Here is a 20,499-nt window from a genome sequence, read left to right as displayed (position 1 = left end):
GTCGGCCGGTACGGGAGATGTGACCGGAGTCTCACTGTTACCAGGTCGGCAAAGTTGCGACCGTGTGCCCGCTCAACGAGCGGTTCGAGACGGTCACCTGTGGATAGGAGCGCTGATGCTCGGAACCGTGACGAAGGCAGGGAAGGTCTTGGACCTGTTTACTGTCGCACACCCAGAGTGGGGTGTTGCTGAGGTGGCCGCGAGGCTGAGCATTCCGAAATCCAGTGCCCACGGTCTGCTTGCCAGTTTGTGCGAGATCGGTCTGATGCGTCGGGCAACCGGAGGCCGATACCGGCTGGGGTGGCGCATTGTCGAGCTCAATCGCACGCTGAGCGACACGACCGGCCTGCTTGCTGGCACACGGCCGGTGCTGCGCCAACTATCCGAGCATCTCGGCGCCATGGCCGAGTTGGGCGCACTACACCATGATGAGGTCACCGTGCTCGACCGAGCCGTCAGCGCGTCCGCGACCGAGACCATGCGTCGGGTGGCGAGCACCCCCGCAGTGGTGGGACGGTCGGCCTTGAGCAAAGTACTGGTGGCCAACATGCGCTCTGGAGACCGGGACAAGTTGATCGAACGACTGTGTTGTCCAGGTACGAATCCTCTTCCGCCGTCGGCGCCTGCCGATCTTCAGACCGAGCTCGGTGCGGTTCGCCTACGCGGGATCGGTTATGACATAGAGCAGACACAGGTTGGGTCCTGTTCCGTCGCCGCCCCTGTCTGGGACGCTGACGGTGAGGTGCACGCTGCGATCGCGGTGACGCTACCTTCGCTGCCGTTCCATCGTAACCGTGAGTTATTGAGCCGATCCGTGCAGCGGGCGGCGGCTCGCCTTTCACAGAATGCGCGGTCGGAACCACGCGAGTGTGTGCTGTCGGGAACGACCGGACCGCGGATATCGGTGCCCACATGATTGCCCAGAGCATACGACGGCCGCGGGCAAGAGATGAGAGGAATGGGAATGGACCTAACGACACGACTCACCGCCGTCGAGGACATCAGGCTCATGAAAGCCCGGTATTTCCGCGGCGTAGACGAGCACGACTGGGGGCTGCTGGGTAGCGTGCTCACTGAGGATGTCGTCTGCGACTTCAGGGGCGCGATGATGGGCCCGAGGGGTCGCTGCCGGCGCTGAGACGCCCATCCTGCCTGAGGACGAGCAGCTCAATCGAGGCCGTCAGACCGTGTTGAAGAGCCTTGAGACGGCCTTGACCGGCGTGGCGTCCGTACATCATGGCCATACCGCCGAAATCGAAGTGCTCGACGACTCGACGGCACGAGGTATCTGGGCGATGTCCGATATCTTGCGCCCGGCAAGCGGTACGCCGTTCCGTGAGGTTCGGGGGCATGGGCACTACCACGAGACCTACCGCCGAGCCGAGGGCGGATGGCAGATCGCGACGCTGAAACTCACCCGGCTCGCCGTGGATATCGATCCGGCGAGCGTGGTGGCCGGCGCAGGCTGACCTGCGCCGCCGTTCCTGAATGGATCGTGTTCGCCGGGCGCCCGTCGGGTCGCCTAACTGCGACGCGCGGACCGTGGAGAAATGAAAGCATCGAGGTCGTAGTGGCAGGGCTCGTTGCCAGAACCGGCACGCGTTCGATAATTCCGAACGCTGATGGCACCCAGACACATATTGGGCTTGTGTTCTGGTAGGGCCAGCTCACCACTACGAGAGGTATATCGCAATGAGTCTATTGGGCGGCAAGGTTGTTCTGATCACGGGTGGGGCGCGAGGTCAGGGTCGTGCCCACGCGATCGCCTCCGCGCGAGAGGGTGCGGACGTGGCGGTGCTCGACATCGCGAGCCAGGTGGCGACCGTCCCTTATCCGATGGCAACGCCAGAGGACCTGACCGAGACCGTGCGCCAGGTGGAGAAGCACGGTCGCCGCGCGATTTCGATCCAGGCGGACGTGCGCCGGCAGGACGAGCTGGACGAGGCGGTCAAGACCGTTCTCGACGAGTTCGGACGGATCGACTCCCTGGTGATCAACCACGGCATCTGGGGAGTCGGGCAGGAGCTGTGGAACCTGTCCGAAGAGCAGTGGGTGGACATGCAGGACATCAACGTCACCGGCGTATGGAAGACGGCAAAAGCCGTTGTCCCTCACATGATCGAGCGGGGATCGGGTTCCGTGGTGATCACGGCGTCGACCAACGGATTCGAGCCGGGAATCTACTACGGGCACTACTCGACCTCTAAGCACGGCACTGTGGGTCTGGCGAAGAACCTTGCTCTCGAGCTCGGACGTTATGGCATTCGATGCAACGCGCTCGCACCAGGGGTGATCGAGACTCCGATGATCGTGAACCAGGTCGGTATGGACCTGTTCAACGGAGGCCCTGGCGGTACGGAGGAGAGCGTGCAAACTGCGGCTGCGCACTACCATGCCCTGAAGGGCGTCCGGGCGATTCCCGCCATGAACGTCGCTGATGCTGGTGTCTGGCTCAACTCTGACTTGGCCGCGGGGGTGACGGGGGTAACGGTCCCTGTTGACGCCGGCCATCAACTGTTGGCGGGCTACAACCACGAGCCAGTCAGCTGAGCAGAGCGTGACAGGGCGGCATTGCCGTTCAGCCTCGGGATCCCCCCGACGAACCGACTGTCCCATCTTGATTTGGACCTGATGAGCAGTTGCGCCAGCAACTGCTCATCACGTTCGGACCGGCCTGTGTCAGTTGTGATTCCGCTTTGGTTGGCACGCCTTCCGGAAGGACCAGAAGATCGTCAGAAACGGTTCGATATACCTGAACGAAGTTCGCCCATCGACTGCGATGAAACTAGCGTCGCGGTCAACGAGAACGATGCGGCTGGCAGCGCGTCAGCCGCTTTCCATTAGCCGTTGTCACGGGAAATCAGGAGATCATGAACGAGTCAGTCTCGGCATCTGTTTCAGAGGAATACGACCCGCGAAGCTACGATCCCACGTCTCCCGACGTGAAGCCCAATGTCGAGGAGCACTTCGCGAATCTCCGAGAGAAGTGCCCTGTTCACCGGCACAAGTTCTCGGATGAGCAGCTCAAGGCGCTGACCGACAATCCGTTCGTCACGGGCCAGGGCGACGAGTTCTACACCTTGACTCGCTACCGCGACGTCGAGGAATGTCTTGTCAACCCGGAGAAGTTCTTGAGCGCCGAGGGATCGGGGCCCGAGCGCATCGCCGTTCCGGAGAACGGCGGATCGTTGGCTTGGTCCGACGGCGCCGCGCACAAGCGGTCACGTCGACTCGCGCAGCCATCTGTATCTCCCAAGGTCATCGCGCCGTTGATTCCGATGCTCCAGGAGCGCATCGACGACCTCATCGACGAACTGGCGAGCAAGGGTCGAGCAGACATCATGGCTGACTTCGCCACTCCGCTCACCAGCGGCATGCTCACACATCTCCTTGGGCTACCGACGGAGATGGAGCCGGATGTCAAGGAGTGGGCATTGGCGATCCTGTCGATCTGGGGTGGCACGGAGGAGGCTGCGAAGCGCGGCGCCAACGCGATGGCTGCCATTTCGGAGACCGTGGCCGCTGTCGGCCCTGCCCTCGTGGCGGGGGTTGAGAGCGGTGACGTGGCGCCAAGCGCTTTGTCGATGCTGCTGACCACCACCGACGAGAACGACAAGCTATTCGGCCACGACGAGGTGGTTCAGGCTTTCGTGCAGATGATCGCTGGCGGCTTCGAGTCGAGCGCAACTGCCATCGCGAATGGCGTCTACTTGTTCTGCAAGAATCCTGGCGAGCGCAGCAAACTGCTCGATCAACCAGAACTGATCAACACTGCCGTTGAGGAAGTCTTGCGGTACATGGCGCCGATCGAAGGTTTGGCCCGGACGACATCGGAAGACCTGACCATCGGCGGGGTTCACATGTCCGAGGGCACCAAGGTTCGTCCCACTTTCGCCTCGGCGAACATGGATGACGAAGAGTTCGACGACCCGACCCAATTCAAGATCGACCGGCCCAAGGCCGAGCTGCAGAAGCACCTGACCTTCGGTAAGGGTCCGCACACGTGCATCGGCAACAACCTGGCCCGGCAGGAGCTGCGGCTCGCGTTCGCGACTCTGTTCCGGCGAATCCCCACGTTGGCGCTGGACCCTGCGGGCACACCTACGCGGAGCGAGGTGATGGTGATCCACGGATTCGATCACCTCCCGGTGAAGTGGGACCCCGTCAGCGTCCTTCCTCGGGACGCCTCGTAGGTGTTGGCCGTTCTGGTGGATGGAGGCGTTTTGAAGGTTCAGTTCGTTGTCGCGAATGGCCCGGCGCGTGTCGTCGAAGCCAATCCTGGACAGTCGTTGATGGATGTTGCGGTGAATCACGATGTCCCAGGTATCGAGGGTGAGTGTGGAGGCGAAATGGCATGCGGAACATGCCACGTGTACGTCGACGACGAGTGGCAGGCATCCGTTGGCGAGCCGTCTGCGGATGAGTTGGAAGGAATCGAGTGCCTTATCGTCGGAGAAGTACGCCCATCCAGTCGCTTGGGATGTCAGATCAGAGTCGTAGGCGACCTGGACGGCCTGAGCGTCGAAGTGCCTGCACTGTGAGATGGCGATGAAAGACTATTACGATATCGCCATTGTCGGAGCCGGTCATGCGGGTGTCAGTGTCGCTACCCATCTGGTAAAAGGAGGCTATGAGGGCTCAGTTGCCCTCCTCAGCACCGAGGCGACCTTGCCCTACAAGAGACCACCACTTTCCAAGGGGTACCTCCTGGGTACGGAGTCGGTCGACGACCTGCCTCTCCGGTCGGCGGAGTACTGGAACGAGTCGGCCGCCGATCTGATCCTTGACGCCGCCGTCACCCACGTCGACCCTCGACTCCACACGTTGAAGACCGTTCGCGGGGACGTCCGCTACGGCCGGCTGGTCTGGACCGCGGGGGGTCGGGCTCGTTCTCTTCCGACGCCAGGAGTCGACCTGAGCGGCGTGTACCAGATGAGGAGTCTGGAGGACGCTGAACGTTTGAAGGCGGAGCTCGGCTCCGCGGGCCGCGCAGTTGTTGTCGGCGCCGGATACATCGGGCTGGAGATGGCTTCGGCACTGGTCGGTCTAGGCCTCGATGTGACGGTGGCCGAAGCTGGACAGCGTGTCCTGGAGCGCGTGACCGGCAGGACGGTGTCCGAATTCTTCGAGCGAGTCCATGTACGTGCCGGCGTCGACCTGCGATTGCAGACCATCGCGACGGCATTCAACGGTGTCGATGATCGCGTGGTGTCTGCAACGCTGAGCGACGGCTCCGAGGTTGCTTGCGACGTCGTCGTTCTGGGCGTCGGAATGCAGGCGAACTGTGAAGTGCTCGCCGCTGCCGGCGCCGCAATTGGCTCCGGAGTCGAGGTGGACGAAATGGGGCGTACCAGCCTCGAAGGGGTGTGGGCTGCCGGGGACTGCACTCATCAGATCCACCCGTACGCCCGAGGACAGCGCGTGCGCCTTGAATCCGTGCAGAACGCCAACGATCAAGCGAAGGTCGTCGCGTCCGATCTCTTGGGTGAACCGGCTGCCAGCGACGAGGTCCCGTGGTTCTGGTCGGACCAGTACTCCATCAAGTTCAAGTCGGCGGGTATCCGCAACGGCTACGACACAGTTATCACTCGTGGCGATCCCAGCACCGAGGCCTTTTCCGTGTTGTACCTCGCTGGCCGTCAACTGGTCGCCATCGACTGCGTGAACCGGCCCTCGGATTTCGCGCAGGGCCGGGCCCTTATCAAGCGTGGAGGAATCGCCGAACATGTTGATTTTTCCGACCTCGGCCAACCGTTGAAGGCGGCGGAAGGTGTTGTTGCCGGGGCGAGCGAAGTGTAGCGACGGCACCGTGCTCAGGGCGCCGATGAGGCAGCGGCCTCATCGGCGGCTGAATGCTGGCTGGCTACCCATGTTGCGATCTGTGTGCGGGAACTGAACCCGAGCTTGGTCAGGATGTTCTCAACGTGGCCTTGTGCTGTGCGTTGCGATATGACGAGCTTCTCGGCGATTGCCTTGTTGGTGAGTCCTCGAGTGACAAGCACGGCAACTTCGCGTTCGCGCTTGGTCAGGTTAGGCATCTCGAGGTCGCGCGAAGTGGGCTGCAGATGCTTCTCGTTCAGTGCGAAAGCCGCGGCTTCGTCACGTGTCATTGACGCGCCCTGATTGTGTGCAGCGCTGAATTGTTTGGGAGTCAGCTGACTGCGCACTCGGCGATCGTACGAGTCCTGAAACCCCTGCATCCCCGGGAAAATCAGAACAGTGCTCCCGAGCTGACGCCACAGCGCTTCAGCCGCGCCGCCCAGAGTCACAGCGCGTTCTTCATCATCATTTTCCGCGGCGATCCACGCCGAGATCTGCAGGTTGTACGCGAGTGCCAGGGGGTCACCCCGCCGACTGATCTCCAGGCCTCGATGAAGTGCTGCTGTTGCTTGATCCGGATCGCCTTGCTGCCAGAGAGCGATCGCCAGTGCCCACAGTGGATAGGCGTGGAGGTCCGGGTGCTCCCCAGTTGCGGTGATGGAGAGGGCCTTGTTGAGGCTCTCAACGGCTCGTTCCATGTCTCCCGCGAGGACTCGGGATACTCCTAGTCCTTCCAAGCTCCCCCATTCCAAGAAGATGTCGGCATCAATACGGAACATCTCGGCTGAGATGGCGAAGTGTGTCACCGCGCTGTCGGACTTTCCCTGATAGAGGGCGACGTAACCGCTGGCGTAGTGAGTGAGTGCGGTCGTGCGGTCCGACGGATCGGCGATCGTGCCGGCATGGGCCAGCAGCGAGGCGGCCGACTCGGTGGCGCCGTGCAATCCGGCCAAGACGCTGTTCAGCAACATCGCACGTGTCTGGACCGAAGGAGCGACGCTGTGTGCGTCCGATGCGCGATCCAGCCAACGACGCCCCTCACTGAAGCGCCCGCAAGTCAGCCAGTACGGGTAGAGGGACGCAGCGATCAGCAGCCCAGCTTCGGTCTCGCCGGACTCGTCGAAGCAATACTCCATCGCCTCGCGAAGGTTGGCTTGATCGCGGCTGAGCCTGCTTGCCCACGACCTGCGATTGGCGCTGACCCAGTCGTCGACCGCATGAGTGACGAGTTGGGCATACCAGTCACGGTGCCTGCGGCGTGTGTCGTCGTACCTACCGCTGCGCACGAGCTCGGATCGACCGTACTCGCGCAAGGTGTCCAGCATCCGATAACGGACTTCGGGACCGGGCTCCTCGCGGATGACGATGGACTTGTCGACCAGAGATCCGACGAGATCAAGGATGTCAGTGGCATCTGACATGTCGGTGCAGATTCCTTCGATTGCATCGAGCTGAGCGCTCCCCGCGAACACCGACAGCCGTGCCCAGAGTTGCTGCTCTTCGAGGCTGCACAAGTCCCAGCTCCAATCCACCGAAGAGCGAAGAGTCTGCTGACGCGACGGTGCTGCGCGGCGGCCCGCGGTGAGCAGCCGGTAGCGGTCGCTCAAGTGGTCGAGGATCTGAGTGACCGAGAGAGTACGCATTCGGGCCGCCGCCAGCTCGATAGGCAGCGGCAGACCGTCGAGCCGCTGGCAGATCCGAGCCACGGTGGCGGTGTTCTCTGCGGTCAGCACGAATCCTGGGACATGTGACCGCGCTCGCTCGGCGAACAGAGTGATGGCATCACTGCCGGTCTGAATGCAGCTGTCGTGTGTTTCCCCCAGATTCGGCACGGTCATTGGGGGAACGCGGACGACAGACTCGCCGTCGATGTTGAGCGGCTCGCGACTGGTCGCCAGCACCTTGAGCCCCGGGGCAACCTCGAGGAGCGCCTTGACTAGGTCCGCAACGGCATCGAGCAGGTGCTCACAGTTGTCGAGTATCAAGAGCATCTGACGAGACATGAGATGCTCCTCTAGTAACTGATCTGCCGGACGATTCGTGCGGCTCAGGATGCCCAAGGCGACCGCGACTACTTCGGAGAGCACGGACGAATCGGTGAGGTCTCCGAACTCGACAAGACAAACCGAATCCCTGAAAGCTCGCCGAACAGTAGTGCCGGTGCGGAGTGCTAGCCGCGTCTTGCCGACCCCACCGATCCCGGTCAGCGTCACCAGCCGCGAGTCTTCGAGTCGCTGCCTCACCTCGGTCAGTTCACGACGCCGTCCGACAAAGCTGGTCAGTTCACTGGGCAGCCGGCCGACAACAGTGTTGACCTTCATGGTGACGACTCCAATGGTGCCAAACTAAGGGGGCAACCTACGCTGTGTAGGTCCCTGCTTCTTGACGGTTTCCCGCCCTCATCAGTGCACCTCTTCTTCCGCCAGGGCTTGAGCGATGGCAGCGGCGCACCTCTTGGCGGGTTCACGTGCTGCGACAGCCTGTTCTTCGACGTAGGTCATCACGTTCACGCACGCACGGACGTCTGATGTCGAGAAGCCGGCAGCGACCGCGTGTGCTCCCTTCAGGACTTCGTCGTGGCTGGACGCGATGCCTTCCGAACGGGCACGTTTCGCCGGCTCTAGATCGTTGTCGCTAGGGGGTCGGGTTGCCAGGATGGCGTAGGCGGCGGCGCCGCGATTGCCCGGCGTTCGCATGCCGGGTCGGAATCTCAGGTGGTGTCCCACGGTGGTCGGCTCGGCTGAGGCGATGGCGAACGCGTTGCTTCCTTCGGCGACGAAGAGGGACACGGCGCAGCCGACCTCGTCGGCCAGCGCGCTGATGAAGGGCTGCGCGATGTGCCGCAAGGTGGGGAGGTACAGGTCGGAGAAGGCCGCCATTCGTGGCCCTGGTCGGTACGTCTTGTCGCTTGCCTGTGCAACGAGACCGAAGTCGACGAGGGTCTGGATGAGGCGATAGGCCATCGATCGGTGTACGTCCAGCCGGTTCGCGAGCTCTTGAACGCTCAGCCCGGTGGGGGAGTCCGCAATTGCCATCAGGGCGGTGAGGCCCCGAGCAAACGTCTGCGTTCCTGCCGGGCGGGCGATGGCAGGTTCTTGGGGCAATGAGTCCGCGCCCCGAGAGTAGTCCCTGCGCATCTCACTCTCCTTCGCGAACATGTGCGGCGATGTGTCGTGCGGCAAGGAAGCCGAAGGTCATCGAGGGGCCGATGGTGGAACCGGCGCCGGCGTAGCTGCGTCCCATGACGGAGGCGCTCGCGTTGCCCGTGACGTACAGGCCAGGCAGAGGCGATCCGTCGGGACGGAGTGCACGACCGTGCTCATCGGTGACGACTCCGCCGTTGGTGCCAAGGTCGGAGAGAATGATCCTGAACGCGTAGTACGGGCCGCCATGCAGGGGTGCGAGGCTCGGGTTGGCCAGGGTGATGTCGCCGTAGTAGCGGTCGTAGGCGCTCTCGCTGCGATGGAACTGGGTGTCGGTTCCGGCCTCGGCATCGGTGTTGTACCGCTCGACGGTCTTCTCGAGCGCACCAGCAGGCACGCCGATCTTCTCGGCGAGCTCGGTAAGCGTCGACGCCGTCTGCACGGAGCCCGAACCGACCCACGCCTTGGGGAGTGCGTGTCCGGTCGGAGCAGGCGCGAAGGGGATCTTGGGCAGCGGCAGGTGGCCGAAGATCACGTAGCGGCGCCAGGACCAGTCGTCAGTGATGTACCAGGACGGGATGTGCTGGACGCCGGTTTCGTGCTTGGCGATCATCTCGAAGCCGAAGTCCTCGTAAGGCGCGGCCTCGTTGATCCAGCGTTCGCCGGCTCCGTTGACGATGATCTGGGAGGGGAGCATGCGCTCGTTGAGGCTGAACTGGATCCTTCCCGGGCCCCATTCGACGGCGGGGAACCACCAGGCGCTGTCCATGAGGTCGACTGCCGCACCGGCTTCGACAGCAGCGTTGACACCGTCCCCGGTGTTGGTCTTGGCGCCCAGACTGACGTCAGCGCGTGCGGTGGGCTGATGAGTCGATCGCATCGCCTTGTTGTGGTCGAAGCCGCCGGCCGCGATGATCACGCCGCCTGTGGCGCGGACGCGGAGAAGGTTTCCTTCACGTTCGACGAGGGCTCCGACGATGCGGCCGTTCTCGGCGATCAGAGACTTGAGCGGGGAAGAGAGCCACAGCTCGATGTCCCGCTTGCGTACAGCGAGCATGAGTCGGGCCATCAGAGCTTGTCCGATGGTGGTGATGCGTTCGTTGGTGAGGCGAGCCCGAAGCATCCGCCAGATCAGCTTGATGAAGAGTCGCTTGCCGGCCCAGGTCTGCCGAAGACGGTAGAAGTCGGGGAGCTCGGTGGGGCCGATCCACATGCCGCGGGGCATCACGCTCAGAGGAGGGTGAAGTCGGTCGGCGTCTTCTCCGAGGGTCCGCAGGTCGACCGGAGGGACGTTGATAGTACTGCCCTGCTCGGATCCGCCGTAAAGGTTGGGATAGTAGTCGGGGTAGCCCGGCTTCCAGACGAACTGGAGGTCCGGGTCGAGGTTCTCAAGAAACTCCAGCATCTGGGGCGCGCCGTCGACATAGGCGTGCAGCCGGGCGTCGGAGACGAGGCCCTCGGTGATGGCCTTGAGGTAGCGGAAGGTGTCATCAGGTTTCAGGTGGTGGCCGAGGCGGGTCTGGGCGGGCGCACCGGGGACCCAGACTCCTCCGCCGGAGAGTGAGCTCGACCCCCCGTACCACGACGCCTTTTCGATGACGAGTGTGCGCAGTCCGCGTTCGGACGCGGCGAGTGCGGCAGTGAAGCCACCGGAACCCGCGCCGACGACTAGTACGTCTACTCCGTGGTCGAAGGTGGTACCAGTGGTGTGCTCGGTCGAGGTCTGGCTCACTTGTCGTCCTCTTTCTCATCGATGAAGTTCAACGCCAGGCGGGCTAGTTCCTCGGGGCGCGCTCGACGCTCAACTACGCGCAGAGGGCGGCGAGATGTTTCAAGCGCCATGTGCGGCCATCGAGGAAGTCGACCACTTTCGCGGAGTAGCCGAATCCGAGGATGTCGGGTGCGATCACGCGTCGGGAACGGGCGTACTTGTCGATCAATGTTCCCAAGCCAACTCTGCGCTGCCCCCGAACTCGCCGCCATGCAGCAGGACGAGCGGCGGGCCTCTCCGGCCTCCAGGTAATGAGTTTCAAGCCCGTGCACAGTTATGGTGTGCGCGGTCCAAGTGGATCGAGCCACGGTCGGGTCTCCTCAGGTTCAGCATGTGAGTGCCGTCACAGATTGGGCCTTTTCGTATTGTGCGCACACATGTCGCATATAGGGCAACACCTCTGGCCAAGTTCTCGCGTCCGCGGGTCAAGGTGGCATGCCGTCTCGGTTCGTTTGGCTGGCGGGCTGCTCTGTCCGCCCGCTCTGGGTCGGGGTCAAGCGGGGACCGGATCGGCGAAGAGAATTTCTCACTATAGGCACTCCATATGTGCAAATGTTGATTGACTGGGCTAGTTGCGATGGTTAGCGTGATGAGCGCCACATCATCTGTGTGGCGATGGCCGCCAGCCGTGGTGCCATCCCGCTCACGAAAGGACCTCCTGTCGATGACTTCCACGTCACTTGGAGCGAACGTAGATCTCTGGTTCCAGGACTTCGGGCGTGCCCTGGATGCTCGGGACGAGAGCGCGCTTCGCGAGCTCTTCGCCGACCCCTCGTACCTCCGCGACAACGGCGCGCTCACCTGGGACTTCCGGCAGTTCCACGGCCGCGAGTCCGTGATCGCCGCGCTGCTGTCCGTCGTCGACGAGATCAAGCCCTCCAACTTTGCACTCTCCGCCAACTGGCCCGCCCCCAGCATCTTGGGCGAGGGGGACGCGGCGGTCGTCGAAGCCTTCTACGACTTCGAGACGGCTGACGGCACCGGCGTCGCGCTGCTCAACGGTGCACTTGACGACTCGGCTCCGCACGGGTTCCGGGTCCGTGCCCTCTACACCCGTCTGGAGTCGCTCAAGGACGCACCCCGGCCGGAGGTTCACCCGCGCGGCAGCGGCTTCACCCCGACTCGCCTGGGCCAGACGTACGGCGAGTTTCGGGCAGAGCGGTGCGAGTTCGTCGACAGCGACCCCGAGGTCATCGTCGTGGGCGCTGGCCAGGCCGGCCTCGTCGCGGCCGCCCACCTGGGCAAGCTTGGCGTGCGGACGCTGATCGTCGACCGCAACGAGTCGGTCGGTGACAACTGGCGTAACCGCTACGACTCCCTGACCCTGCACAACCCCGTCGAGATGAACGGGTTCCCGTTCCTGGAGTTCCCGAGCCACTACCCGGAGTACCTGCCCAAGGACGTGATGGGCGACTGGCTCGACGTCTACGCGCGCTATCTCGACCTCGACATCTGGACCTCAACCGAGTTCCGGGGTGCCGAATACGACGAGGCAACCGGTCAGTGGACCGCCACGATGGTCCGCGCGGACAGCACCGAGCGGGTCCTGCGACCCAAGCACGTCATCCTGGCTACGGGAGGCATCGGCGGAAAGCCGTCCATCCCCGACCTGCCGGGCCTGAGCACCTTCGACGGCCCGGTTATGCACTCCTCGAAGTTCACCAGTGCTACCGACTACGACATCAAGAAGGCCATCATCATCGGCGCCGCCACCAGCGCCCACGACATCGCCCTCGACATGTACGAGAACGGAGTCGAGGTGACTATGGTGCAGCGCAGCGCGGTCGTGGTGAACCATGTCGACACCGCCAACCTCGCCTACGCCGGCTACATCGACCCCGAGATCCCCACCGAGCTGGTCGACATCCGCTACGGCATCGGCCTGATCGACCCACTGCGTGCGGCCGCTTCCCGGCAGTACCACGCCTACGCCAAGGAGCTCGACGCCGACCTCCTCAAGGGCCTCGAAGCTGCTGGCATGCGCCTGGGTGACGGCGTCAACGGGATGGGCTGGCTCGACCTCTTCCTGCGCACCGGCGGTGGCTACTACCTCAACAAGGGTGCCTCCGAGGTCATCGTCGAGGGCGGCATCAAGGTGATGCAGTTCGACGGCGTCGTCGAGTTCGTCGAGAACGGCGCCAAGCTCGATGACGGCACCGTGCTCGAGGCCGACATCGTCGTTCTGGCCACCGGCTACCAGAACCGCAAGGTCGAGGTCGCGGAGTGGTTCGGCGAGGACGTCGCCGAGCGCGTCGGCGACATCGCCTGCCTCGACGATCAGGGCGAGTGGGCAAACCTGTGGGGCCAGACCGGCCAGCGTGGCCTGTGGCTCAACGGTGGTGGGATCAACCAGATCCGCCCCGGCTCCGAGCGCCTTGCTCTGCTGGTCAAAGCAGACCTCGAAGGCCTGATCACCGACGCGTTCCGTCACCCGGCCGCGAACGCCCAGCCGGCCGCCGTCGGCGCTTGATCATCCCAGGACAAGGAGACAGTCATGCAGATCGGTGACATGCGAATCGACAGCCTGATCGACGGGGAGGCGGCGCTCGACCCGCACGGAGGGATCTTCGTGGGTGACAACCCGCCGACCGAGTCGGACTGGGAGCCGTTCAACAGGTTCTTGGACCCGTGCACCGGACAGATGATCAACACCGTCGGCAGCTACCTCATCCGCTATGGCGACCGCGTCGTGCTCCAGGACACCGGGATGGGGCCCCAGATCGGCGGACAGGAGGCCTTCGCCTGTGGAGCTCTCCGCTCGTCGATGTGGGCAGCCGGCGTCAGCCCGCTGGACGTCACCGACATCATCTTCTCCCACCTGCACACCGACCACATCGGCTGGACGACGATCGACGGGAAGCCTTACTTCCCGAACGCCACGATCCACATCGACCGCCGCGAGTGGGACCACTACACCAGCCCCGATTCGGTCCTTGAGGGTTGGGAGCCCAGCCTCATGCGGTCAGAGGAGGACAAGGTCGAGAACCGGTTCAAGCCCGTCCTCGACCGGATCGAGCTCTTCGAGGGCGACCAGGAGATCCTGCCCGGCATCAACGCGATGGAGGCCAGTGGTCACACCCCGGGCCACACGGTTCTGGCGCTCAGTTCTCGGGGCGATCAGGGCCTGTTGATCGGCGATCTCGTGCATTCGCACGGAGAGCTGCTCGACGGCTGGGAGTTCTTCTTCAACCGGGATCTTCCGAAGGCGATCGAGGCGATCGAGCGGTTCCGCAAGCTCCTCTACGACACCAAGCTGCCGTTCGCCGCCGCCCATTTCCCCGGCATGAAGTGGGGCCAGCTGGTCAAGGGTGATGCCGGCCGGCTCGCCTACGAGACGATCTGAGGGGCCAGGTATGGGAACTGGGAAGACGGTCTTCTCCGGACTGAACGACAAGGTCTGCTGGGTCGCTGGCGGAGCGAGCGGCATCGGGCGCGCCAGCGCACTTGCCCTAGCGGCCAGCGGCGCCAGGGTCGCCGTGGCCGACCTGTCCGAGGCGGCCGGCAAGGAGCTCGTCGACGAGATCGCCCACGGCGGCGGCACGGCGCACTTCTGCCAAACGGACGTGCTCGACGACGATTCCGTGCGCGAGAGCCTCGCCGCCGTGGTCGGCCGCTTCGGACGGCTTGACATCGTGGTCAACTCCGCAGGAAAGACCAGCACGGACCGCGAGGACGACTTCGAACGCAACCTCGACATGTTCCTCCTCGGCACCTGGCGTGGCATGAAGGCGGGCATCCCGCTGCTGCAGCAGTTCGGCGGCGGGGCGGTGGTCAATGTCGCATCCATCGCCGGGGTCACAGGGTCGATCGGACCCAGCGGCTACGGTCCCGCCAAGCACGGTGTGGTCGGCGCGACGAAGGACGCCGCCCTGCGATACGCCACGGACGGTATCCGGGTCAACGTGGTGTGCCCGGGCTATATCGAGACCCCGATGACAGCCTCCTTCGCGCCGAGCGAAGAGGAGAGCCGGGTCCTGATCGAGGAGACCCTGAGGGTGCCCATGGCCAGGTGGGGACGACCCGAGGAGATCGGCGCAGTGATCGCCTTCCTGGCCTCCGACGACGCCTCATTCATCACCGGTCAGGCCATCGTCGCCGACGGCGGCCTAACCGCACGCTGACAGGAACGGAAGGTCATGTCGATCCCGAGCACGTGCGACGTGTTGATCATCGGTTCCGGTGCCGGAGGTCTCTCGGCAGCCATCACCGCCGCCGCAGGCGGCAACGTCCTCGTGATCGAGGCGGCCGACAAGCTCGGTGGTGCCGCAGCGTACTCGGGCGGCCAGATCTGGGCCGGACTCACCGACGCGGCTCGGGCGGCTGGAATCGCTGACTCGCGTCAAGAGGTGGAGGCTTACCTGGACTGGCTTTCCGAGGGCACCGCCGACCTACGCCTTAGAGACGTGTTCATCGACCGAGGCCCGGACGCGATCAGGTTCCTGCCCGAGCATGGGGTTCCGATCGCGGTCGTGCGATCCAGCCCTGACCGCCACCCCACCGCTGAGGCCAGGCGGCGACGCGAACAGGTCACGATGGCAGTCGCCCGAGAATTTGCTACCGGCACCGCCTCCACCCAAGACCTCAACCCCACGTGGGGCAAGGCACTGATGGAGATCGTCGCCTCCGGCGACCTGTCGCCGGTCGATGCCATGTCAGCCGACCAGATGGCGGCGGAGACCGGCAACTCCGCCCACGAGGTGCGGACCTGGGTAGCCGCATTCAGCGCACTCGGGCAGGCCGGGCCGTCCGCCGTCGACTATTCCTTCTACCGCCCCATCCGGGACTACATCGGAGGCTTCGGTGTCATGGCTGCCCGAACCCCTTGAGGGCTGCGGAGCTTCAGAACCGACGCATCGCTGAGCACAGCAGACATCCTCCAACAGCAATCGCCGACCAAAGGAGTCGTGATGGCTACCTCCGTGTTCATCGTCCACGCCAACCACGCCGAAGGACTTGTGGACGAGTCCAACGACTGGTACACCAATCAGCATCGCGCCGACAGCGTGGCGATTCCGGGCCACGCCCGAGCGCCACGCTGCGAGATCTCAGACGCCCAGCTCGGCTATCCGTCTTTCGGACAGTACCGGTATCTGGCGATCTATGAGATCCAGGGCGTGCCCCAGGAGCCGCTCGATGCGATGACGGATGCCATCGATGCAGGAATGCACATATCCGAGTCGATGGGATCCGAACTCCTCGCCGCGGGGTACGAGCTGATCTCCTCGTGGCTGGACGACGGCGATCGGGAGATCGCCCTCAACGACGGATCCGAGGTGTAAAGCCGTGCGGCTCGGAGTTTCCTTCCCTCAGGTTGAACTGGCCGGGGATCACCTGGCATTGCGCGACTTTGCCGTCGCCGCCGACGAACTCGGCTACGACCATGTTCTGCTCTATGACCATGTGCTGGGTGCAAGCCACGTCGACCGTGAACCGCCGCTCCCGCCAATGGCGTACGACGAGAACGACCCTTTCCATGACCCATTGGTCTCCTTCGGGTACCTCGCCGGCGTCACCAGTCGGATCAACTTCGTCACTGGTGTGCTCATCCTCCCGCAGCGACAAACGGCCCTCGTGGCGCGCCAAGCCGCCGACATCGACTTGCTCTCGGGGGGACGGCTCAATCTCGGTGTTGGCGTCGGCTACAACCACGTCGAGTACGAGGCACTCGGACAGGACTTCTCGAAGCGCGGAGCCCGCATGAGCGAGCAGATCCCATACTTGCGGCGCTTGTGGACCGAGGACCTAGTGACGTTCGAGGGCGACTTCGATCGCATCGACCGCGCAAGCCTGGTTCCGCGCCCCCGGCGCCGGATTCCGATCTATTTCGGCGGCTGGTCCGAGCGCGCCTTCAAGCGTGCAGCCGATCTGGCAGACGGGTTCATCTTCAGCTACGCGTTCGGCGACGCAGCTGTCCAGGCGTGGGAACGTGTGCAGGAACTGCTCGAGCAGAACAACCGAACCGCCGACGGATTCGACGCCCTGTTCAACCTACATCCAGACGAGGGCGGCGCGAGCAAAGAGCGCACCGTGAACCGCATCGGTCAGCTCATGGACGTCGGCGCCACCCATGTCACCGTGTCCATCTTGGCTAACGGGTTCGCCACTGTCGATGAGCACATCGAGCACATCGCCTGGGTCATGGAGAACGTGGAGATTCCGGGGTGCCGCTGATCGGACCGATCCTCGGGGTTCGAACTGGGGAGGACAGGACCCGGGGCACTTACCTTCTGATGACTGACAACGAACATCGACGACGGCCCTCACAAACACGCCCTTGATCAAGAGGTACTCCTCCCGAGACGGTCAACGGCTTGTACAAGACCGAGTCGTTGCGTAACCGTGCGCCGTCCGAGGTCGAGCAGGCCTATTACGCTGACCACGATTCAGCCCACCCGGCGACCGCCGGACGGGGAAACCGATAGGAACGAAACTCAGGGCGAATCAGACCTGGTGTTCAGCCTCGCGGACGGCGCTCCGATCTCGAGGTCCACTTTCAGGACCGTCTAGGTACCTGCTGCCCGAGCTGCGGGACCCTTGGTGGGTACCGGGATGCACTCTCTCCGGCACTGCTACGCCTCGCTGCAGATCCACCACGGTGAGTCCCGCCGTGGATTGACCGAGCCGATCCTGAACCGCCTTTACCGAGGAGACTTTGGATACCGACTCGCACCTCTGGCCCAACTCGGACGACCGCACTCGGGATGGCGTGGAACTTGGTCCTCGGCGGGGGATCTGCGTTGGCTGGACCTGGCCAGGTTGCGAACTCTGTGCGCGCCGATGGTGCCTCTGATCGGCGTCCTACCTGATCAGAGGCACCATGGGACTGCCGCAGGGATCCGCTTAGCGACAGGGGCGCGAACGGCCCGCCCGACCTCGGCCTCGGCTGGGGGAGCGACTGTGCAACTTTGGTGCTGAGGTCCTGGTTTGGATCAACGGGATCATCACTGTCTAAGAGAAGCCCTAGGCTTGGCGCGCGGTGATGATTCCGAAGCCAGCGATGTATTCCTTGATGGGACGGTAGAAGGTGGAGTTGACGGCGTAAGGGCCGGCCGCAGATAGGGCGCTGAAGGCGGCGAGCCAGGTGCGGATCTCGTGGGAGGAGTTGCCGGCGTCTGCCGCCATCTGGTCAGGTGTCATGGCGTCGGCGAGCGCCAGGTCGCCTGATGTGAAGATTTCCATCACGGCCCGGTCCCAGGTGGGGTTGAGGTCCTTGATGGTTGCGGTGCCAGCGGCGAATTCGCGGGCAACGGCCATGGTGCCCTGCTCGCGCCGTTGTCGTGCTTCGGGCGTGGGGTGGCGTCCGTCGAGCAGCAGAGCACGTTGCTGCTCGGTTGCAGTGGCCCACCGAGGCACCGGCGGATCATGGGAGAGGCCTCCAGACCCGACGAGCAGCACTCGTTCCTTTGCGAGCGAGGGCTCGGTAGTGAGGAATTCGCCGATCACTTCTCCCAGGCGGCGTACCCGACGCATCGGAACGAACGGCTCGGCGACGCTGTTGACGAAGATCGGGATGGTGGGAACCTTGTCGATCCCTCCCAGAAGGAGATCGAGTGCCTGGATGCCGCCGTGGTCGAGCTCCATGCGCCGTGAGATCGCCACGTCGAGGTCATGGGTGGCGACCCAGCGTGCGAGCTGTTCGGCGACATCCGTGGCTACAGTCAGCTGCCCGGCGGGCGTTCCGTAGTCACCCACCCCGATCGCCTCATAGCCAATGCAGAAGGGGGGCATTAGGTCATAGAAGAACCCGTTGTAGTGGTCAGGTCCGAAGGAGACGACCAAGGTCGGCTGGTAGTTCTCCACAAAGCTACGCGCCTGGGCGATAGCCTCAGTGACCGCGGCCGCGACCTCGATTGGGGGTTTGGCGTACTCCAGGAGCGGGCTGTGCGAGGTCGTGACCAACGCGAGACTCATCGGAAGGCTCCTTCTGGGTCGGTCGCCGGAATCGTCTGAGGCTTCTTGTAGGAAGCGGCAGCGAGCACGGCACGCAGTGCGTGCGGTGTCTGCTGGGCCAGGCAGGCTGCGGCCACGAACCGGTCAGGGCGCAAGAACACGACCCCGCAAGCGCGTTGGTCGAACCAGTCCTTGAGCTTGCCGTGAGCGTCGCCGACGACAGTTACGTCCACACCGTCGTCGGCGTAAGCCTTCTCGGCCCACTCGCGTTGGGGATCGGGCATGATGGCGACGAATCGAAACCCGAGCCGCTCGGCCAACGCCAGCTCCTCGGCGCCGAGGAGCCGCGCGGGACTGTTGCCGAAAGCTGCCACGGCCCACCAATCGCCAAGGACATCATCGAGCAAGACGCCTTGGTCGACGGCCGTGTTCACCCGGGGTTGGATGAACTGCAGACCCACCGGCGACAGCTTGCCGGGGTTGTCCACGAAAGGTGCCAGCATCGACCTTTTCGGACTCTGGTGATCACCCGAAGACCCGTTCGGGGACGCGTCGGCATGTCCGGGCTCCAGTGTGGCCTGGTCGACAACGACTCCGGTTCCGAACCGGGGGATCGGCTTGAACCGCAGTTCTGTGAAGTAGCTCTTGACCGAGGGGAGCAGATTCAGCCCTGAAGCCAGCAGGTCGCGGATCCTGGCGCCGGCCGGCCCCAGTTTGATCACCGATCCGGCGGTCATGTTGACCTCGATCATGTCCGACGCGTGTTGATATCGCTCGGTGTGATAGCTGTCAAGCAGAGATTGGTCGGCCTGACCGCGTAGGACTGCGCTCAGCTTCCAGGACAGGTTCGTGGCGTCGCGGATCCCAGAGTTCCAGCCCTGGCCAAGCCAGACAGGCATCAGGTGAGCCGCATCCCCGGCGAGGAAGACGCGGCCGTGGCGGAACTTGCTTGAGATTCGGCCGTGGTGGGTGAAGACCCGCTTTCCGATTACCGAGATCGCGCGCGGGTCGGGGACATGGCGCTCGAGCAGCCGATGCATGAATGCTTCGGTGTCGACCAGCTCGGTGGGCTCGTCCTCGAACAGCATGAACTCCCAGCGTCGAATCCCGTGCGGTAGGCCGATCGAGACATAGGGCCGGCGAGGGTCGGCCCCAACATAGACCGAGGGGGTGCCGAGTGGGTCGTTGTCGACGTCGATGACCAGCCAGCGGGTGGAAGGGGATTTGCCCACGAACTCCGCACCCATCCACGTCCGCAGTTCGTCGGTGCGGCCGCCCGTGCAGGCGACTAGATACTTCGCCTGCAGCGCGATCGTCTCGATCACTTGAGGGGTCGCGGCTGCGCCGTCGTCGTTTGCGTCGCCGTAGTCGAGCTTGTCGACGGTGACCTCGATGCGGTCGCTGTGCTCGACCGGCGTCAATGAGGCTCGGTGGCCGAAGCGGATCTCGACGCCTTCAAACCTTTTCAGCCCAGCTGCGAGTTCGCGATCGACTAGAGGTTGGATGAAGCCGTGTTTGCGGGGGAATCCGAACTCTTCGGTCTTGGGGTCGTTGACCGCGAGCACCTGTCCGCGTCCGTTGACCAACCGAAGCACGTGATGAGGAACGGTGTGCGGCTTGATCGCCTCCCACAGCCCGGCGGTCTGCATCGTGCGCGCCGACTCATCATCCAGGCCGACCCCGCGCGGATAGTCGATCAACTCGCTACGCGCCTCCAGCACGATCACCCGCTGTCCGCGCAATCCCAACAGATTTGCCAGCGTTAGCCCAGCGGGTCCGGCACCGACGATGATGACGTCGGCGTCCGTCCGACCATCCGTCGCGTCAGGACCTTTGTTTGCGGTATCCACCGCGTGTTCCCGCGAAGGTGGGGTT

18 protein-coding genes are annotated in these 20,499 nt (G+C 63.9%); 13 read left to right on the top strand and 5 right to left on the bottom strand.

Translation table 11 applies throughout. The annotated features are described in order from the left end of the window. Positions 1-115 precede the first annotated feature (115 nt). The 7 genes from ACIA03_RS00405 to ACIA03_RS00375 all read left to right on the top strand — a co-directional run bounded on the left by ACIA03_RS00405 (position 116) and on the right by ACIA03_RS00375 (position 5,799). Positions 116-916: an IclR family transcriptional regulator gene (locus tag ACIA03_RS00405; protein ID WP_396978170.1), complete on the top strand. Its 801-nt coding sequence runs from the start codon at positions 116-118 to the stop codon at positions 914-916. Between the two features lie 48 nt (positions 917-964). Next, positions 965-1,138 (top strand): nuclear transport factor 2 family protein, encoded by a 174-nt coding sequence (locus ACIA03_RS00400; protein ID WP_396978168.1) that lies wholly within the window; start codon positions 965-967, stop codon positions 1,136-1,138. 49 nt (positions 1,139-1,187) lie between these two features. Further along, positions 1,188-1,469: a nuclear transport factor 2 family protein gene (locus tag ACIA03_RS00395; protein WP_396978166.1), complete on the top strand. Its 282-nt coding sequence runs from the start codon at positions 1,188-1,190 to the stop codon at positions 1,467-1,469. A gap of 223 nt (positions 1,470-1,692) precedes the next feature. Then, on the top strand, positions 1,693-2,550 hold the full coding sequence (locus tag ACIA03_RS00390) for a mycofactocin-coupled SDR family oxidoreductase (RefSeq protein WP_396978163.1): 858 nt from the start codon (positions 1,693-1,695) through the stop codon (positions 2,548-2,550). A gap of 320 nt (positions 2,551-2,870) precedes the next feature. After that, positions 2,871-4,193, top strand: a complete 1,323-nt coding sequence (locus ACIA03_RS00385; protein WP_396978160.1) for a cytochrome P450 — start codon at positions 2,871-2,873, stop codon at positions 4,191-4,193. Further along, positions 4,194-4,541 carry a 2Fe-2S iron-sulfur cluster-binding protein gene (locus tag ACIA03_RS00380; RefSeq protein WP_396978158.1) on the top strand — a complete coding sequence of 116 codons (348 nt, stop codon included), beginning with the start codon at positions 4,194-4,196 and terminating at the stop codon, positions 4,539-4,541. Position 4,542: 1 nt separating this feature from the next. Further along, positions 4,543-5,799 (top strand): NAD(P)/FAD-dependent oxidoreductase, encoded by a 1,257-nt coding sequence (locus tag ACIA03_RS00375; RefSeq protein WP_396978156.1) that lies wholly within the window; start codon positions 4,543-4,545, stop codon positions 5,797-5,799. Between the two features lie 14 nt (positions 5,800-5,813). On the opposite strand, the gene ACIA03_RS00370 is transcribed toward ACIA03_RS00375, so the two are convergent. The 3 genes from ACIA03_RS00370 to ACIA03_RS00360 all read right to left on the bottom strand — a co-directional run bounded on the left by ACIA03_RS00370 (position 5,814) and on the right by ACIA03_RS00360 (position 10,695). After that, positions 5,814-8,141, bottom strand: a complete 2,328-nt coding sequence (locus ACIA03_RS00370) for an ATP-binding protein (RefSeq protein ID WP_396978153.1) — start codon at positions 8,139-8,141, stop codon at positions 5,814-5,816. A gap of 81 nt (positions 8,142-8,222) precedes the next feature. Then, a complete protein-coding gene (locus ACIA03_RS00365; RefSeq protein WP_396978150.1) occupies positions 8,223-8,957 on the bottom strand; it encodes an IclR family transcriptional regulator in 735 nt (244 codons plus the stop codon). A gap of 1 nt (position 8,958) precedes the next feature. After that, on the bottom strand, positions 8,959-10,695 hold the full coding sequence (locus tag ACIA03_RS00360; protein ID WP_396978148.1) for an FAD-binding protein: 1,737 nt from the start codon (positions 10,693-10,695) through the stop codon (positions 8,959-8,961). A 703-nt stretch (positions 10,696-11,398) separates the two neighbouring features. Here ACIA03_RS00360 and ACIA03_RS00355 point away from each other — a divergent pair. The 6 genes from ACIA03_RS00355 to ACIA03_RS00330 all read left to right on the top strand — a co-directional run bounded on the left by ACIA03_RS00355 (position 11,399) and on the right by ACIA03_RS00330 (position 16,905). Beyond that, on the top strand, positions 11,399-13,204 hold the full coding sequence (locus ACIA03_RS00355) for a flavin-containing monooxygenase (protein ID WP_396978145.1): 1,806 nt from the start codon (positions 11,399-11,401) through the stop codon (positions 13,202-13,204). A gap of 24 nt (positions 13,205-13,228) precedes the next feature. Next, positions 13,229-14,077 (top strand): MBL fold metallo-hydrolase, encoded by an 849-nt coding sequence (locus ACIA03_RS00350; RefSeq protein WP_396978142.1) that lies wholly within the window; start codon positions 13,229-13,231, stop codon positions 14,075-14,077. 10 nt (positions 14,078-14,087) lie between these two features. Further along, positions 14,088-14,855 (top strand): SDR family NAD(P)-dependent oxidoreductase, encoded by a 768-nt coding sequence (locus ACIA03_RS00345; protein WP_396978140.1) that lies wholly within the window; start codon positions 14,088-14,090, stop codon positions 14,853-14,855. 15 nt (positions 14,856-14,870) lie between these two features. Then, positions 14,871-15,560, top strand: a complete 690-nt coding sequence (locus tag ACIA03_RS00340; protein ID WP_396978137.1) for an FAD-dependent oxidoreductase — start codon at positions 14,871-14,873, stop codon at positions 15,558-15,560. 93 nt (positions 15,561-15,653) lie between these two features. Further along, complete coding sequence (locus tag ACIA03_RS00335) at positions 15,654-16,013, top strand: hypothetical protein (protein WP_396978134.1); 360 nt, start codon at positions 15,654-15,656, stop codon at positions 16,011-16,013. A 4-nt stretch (positions 16,014-16,017) separates the two neighbouring features. Further along, positions 16,018-16,905 (top strand): LLM class F420-dependent oxidoreductase, encoded by an 888-nt coding sequence (locus ACIA03_RS00330; protein ID WP_396978132.1) that lies wholly within the window; start codon positions 16,018-16,020, stop codon positions 16,903-16,905. A gap of 789 nt (positions 16,906-17,694) precedes the next feature. Here the strand turns inward: ACIA03_RS00330 and ACIA03_RS00325 are convergent. Both ACIA03_RS00325 and ACIA03_RS00320 read right to left on the bottom strand, forming a co-directional pair. After that, complete coding sequence (locus ACIA03_RS00325) at positions 17,695-18,645, bottom strand: 3-carboxyethylcatechol 2,3-dioxygenase (RefSeq protein ID WP_396978129.1); 951 nt, start codon at positions 18,643-18,645, stop codon at positions 17,695-17,697. Then, positions 18,642-20,474 (bottom strand): bifunctional 3-(3-hydroxy-phenyl)propionate/3-hydroxycinnamic acid hydroxylase, encoded by a 1,833-nt coding sequence (locus tag ACIA03_RS00320; RefSeq protein WP_396978127.1) that lies wholly within the window; start codon positions 20,472-20,474, stop codon positions 18,642-18,644. Before ACIA03_RS00320 ends, ACIA03_RS00325 begins: the two co-directional genes overlap by 4 nt. Positions 20,475-20,499: the final 25 nt, after the last annotated feature.

It is taken from the genome of Nocardioides sp. NPDC051685, assembly GCF_044453405.1.
GTDB lineage: Bacteria > Actinomycetota > Actinomycetes > Propionibacteriales > Nocardioidaceae > Nocardioides.
Note: the sequence above shows the minus strand (reverse complement) of the source record. Positions and strands in the feature narration are given on the sequence as shown.

Coding starts and splice junctions, on each gene's coding strand:
- ACIA03_RS00405 (WP_396978170.1), top strand. CDS start 116: ATGCTCGGAACCGTGACGAAGGCAGGGAAGGTCTTGGACCTGTTTACT.
- ACIA03_RS00400 (WP_396978168.1), top strand. CDS start 965: ATGGACCTAACGACACGACTCACCGCCGTCGAGGACATCAGGCTCATG.
- ACIA03_RS00390 (WP_396978163.1), top strand. CDS start 1,693: ATGAGTCTATTGGGCGGCAAGGTTGTTCTGATCACGGGTGGGGCGCGA.
- ACIA03_RS00385 (WP_396978160.1), top strand. CDS start 2,871: ATGAACGAGTCAGTCTCGGCATCTGTTTCAGAGGAATACGACCCGCGA.
- ACIA03_RS00375 (WP_396978156.1), top strand. CDS start 4,543: ATGGCGATGAAAGACTATTACGATATCGCCATTGTCGGAGCCGGTCAT.
- ACIA03_RS00370 (WP_396978153.1), bottom strand. CDS start 8,141: ATGAAGGTCAACACTGTTGTCGGCCGGCTGCCCAGTGAACTGACCAGC.
- ACIA03_RS00365 (WP_396978150.1), bottom strand. CDS start 8,957: ATGCGCAGGGACTACTCTCGGGGCGCGGACTCATTGCCCCAAGAACCT.
- ACIA03_RS00355 (WP_396978145.1), top strand. CDS start 11,399: ATGACTTCCACGTCACTTGGAGCGAACGTAGATCTCTGGTTCCAGGAC.
- ACIA03_RS00350 (WP_396978142.1), top strand. CDS start 13,229: ATGCAGATCGGTGACATGCGAATCGACAGCCTGATCGACGGGGAGGCG.
- ACIA03_RS00345 (WP_396978140.1), top strand. CDS start 14,088: ATGGGAACTGGGAAGACGGTCTTCTCCGGACTGAACGACAAGGTCTGC.
- ACIA03_RS00340 (WP_396978137.1), top strand. CDS start 14,871: ATGTCGATCCCGAGCACGTGCGACGTGTTGATCATCGGTTCCGGTGCC.
- ACIA03_RS00325 (WP_396978129.1), bottom strand. CDS start 18,645: ATGAGTCTCGCGTTGGTCACGACCTCGCACAGCCCGCTCCTGGAGTAC.